This window comes from Aequorivita aquimaris, from assembly GCF_001573155.1.
GTDB classification, from domain to species: domain Bacteria; phylum Bacteroidota; class Bacteroidia; order Flavobacteriales; family Flavobacteriaceae; genus Aequorivita; species Aequorivita aquimaris.
In genome coordinates, this window is sequence record NZ_JRWG01000031.1 from 1 (window position 1) to 1,410 (window position 1,410).

The window sequence follows — 1,410 nt, forward strand, 5'->3', positions numbered from 1 at the left end:
GGGTCTGTCGCCGATCTATCAGCGGCCACGCACCAGCGATCCGCACCCGCAGCACCGGGTCTATCCCTATCTGCTTCGAAAGCTGGCGATCGAGCGACCCAACCATGTATGGTGCGCCGACGTGACGTATATCCCCATGCGCCGCGGGTTCCTCTATCTGGTGGCGATCATGGACTGGGCAAGCCGGAGGGTCTTGGCCTGGCGATTGTCGAACACCATGGACGCCGGGTTCTGTGTTGCGGCGCTGGAGGAGGCGCTTACCCGGTTCGGCAAGCCGGAAATCTTCAACACTGACCAGGGCAGCCAGTTCACCAGCTTCGCCTTCACCAGCGTGCTGCGCGACGCCGAGGTCCGCATCAGCATGGATGGTCGGGGGCGTTGGATGGACAACGTCTTCATCGAGCGCCTCTGGCGCTCCCTGAAATACGAGTGCGTCTACCTCCATGCCTTCGAGACCGGATCGGAGTTGAAGGCTGGCCTTGGCCGGTGGATCACCTATTACAACACCAAGCGTCCGCACTCGGGCCTGGCCGGGCGAACCCCGTTCGAGGCCTATGGGCGGATCGGGCAATCAGATCATGGGGGGCATGCCCCCCATGATCTGATGATCAAGCAGGCGGCATGAACGACAACCGGGTTTAGCTTAACTCAGCCGCCAAACTGTCCAAGAAGGCGGGACCACCTCAGGTGTCTGGCCCAACGCGCCGATACTCAATGAAGCCGAGAGAACGCCAAAATCGCTCTGCCGCTTCATTCGCTTCCAGCACGGCCAACCGGTTAGCGTCCGCGCTCGTGGTGTAATTTCTGGTGTAGATTGAGATGATCGCATGGGGTGGGGCATGCCCCACCCCATGCGATTTCGATCTCGGTGGCCACCGGGCTCATCGGTAAGGTGGAGTTACCACACTTCACACGCCCACCGAGGAGTTGATCCCGATGACCGACGACAGACTACCGCTTGCCGAGCTGATGGCGAAGACTGGAGATGGAGATTTCCTGCGCACGATCGCCGAGAGCGTATTACAGATCATCATGGAGGCCGACGTCGATGGCCTGGTCGGCGCTAGCCGACACGAGCGCTCCGGCGACCGGACGACCTGGCGGAACGGCTACCGCGACCGCAGCCTCGATACCCGGCTCGGTACGCTCAACCTGAGGATTCCCAAGCTACGGACCGGCGCCTACTTCCCTGGCTTCCTGGAACCCAGGAAGACCGTCGAGAAGGCGCTGGTCGCGGTGATCCAGGAGGCGTGGATCGCCGGCGTCAGCACCCGGCGTGTCGACGAGCTGGTGCAGGCCATGGGCATGACCGGCATCTCCAAATCCTCGGTGTCCAAGCTGTGCAAGGATATCGACGAACGTGTCCATGCCTTCCTTAAGCGGCCGCTCACCGGCGACTGGCCCTACCTC

General features: G+C 62.1%; 2 protein-coding genes. Both read left to right on the forward strand.

Annotated features, from left to right (window positions below; genetic code table 11):
• Window positions 1-625: IS3 family transposase (locus LS48_RS15845; protein WP_076692493.1), on the forward strand; the 625-nt coding region annotated here is incomplete at its 5' end.
• A 311-nt stretch (window positions 626-936) separates the two neighbouring features.
• Window positions 937-1,410 (forward strand): transposase (locus LS48_RS15850; protein ID WP_193392806.1); only part of this gene is annotated, 474 nt, incomplete at its 3' end.